The 610-nt window shown below is 50.7% G+C and carries 1 protein-coding gene; it reads left to right on the forward strand.

What is annotated here, in order from left to right; genetic code table 11:
• A partial coding sequence (locus tag HW443_RS12610) for an aminomethyltransferase family protein (RefSeq protein ID WP_320411600.1) occupies positions 1-610 on the forward strand: 610 nt, incomplete at both ends.

The following is a 610-nucleotide window of genomic DNA, read 5'->3' on the forward strand; positions in this document are numbered from 1 at the left end:
GGGTTCTGGGGTGGTGCAGTTTTTAAATGCCCTTCTTTCGCGCAACATCTTGGACCAGAAGATAGGGGAAGCGCGCTATGCTTTGGTCTGTAACCCTGAAGGAGGGGTCAAGGACGACATTATTGCCTACCACCAGGGTGAGGACCAGTTCCTTTTGGTAGTCAATGCCAGCAACAGAGAAAAGATCCTGGATTGGATGGATCAGAACAAGGCTGGTCCGGTGGACCTAGATGACCAGACCGAAAATACATCTCTTTTGGCTGTCCAGGGGCCCCGGGCAGAGGCCGTTGTTTCTTCCATTGTGAAACAGGATCTATCACCGGTGAAATTCTATACTTTTTCTTCAGGCCAGTTCATGGGAGAAGAGGTTGTTCTCTCCAGAACCGGATATACAGGCGAAGATGGTTTTGAAGTCTTTGTTCCCAACGAGAAGGTTCAGGATTTATGGAGGGAGCTCTTGAGCACCGGACAGGAGTATGGTATTCTCCCTGCAGGTCTGGGTGCCCGAGATCTTCTGAGGCTGGAGATGGGATATCCCCTCTACGGACATGAGCTAACCGAAGACATCTCTCCTTTGGAGGCAGGTCTGGAGAGATTTGTCGATTTGGAC

Origin of the sequence: Candidatus Hakubella thermalkaliphila (assembly GCF_013281975.1) — a bacterium.
Classification (GTDB): Bacteria; Actinomycetota; Humimicrobiia; order Hakubellales; family Hakubellaceae; genus Hakubella; species Hakubella thermalkaliphila.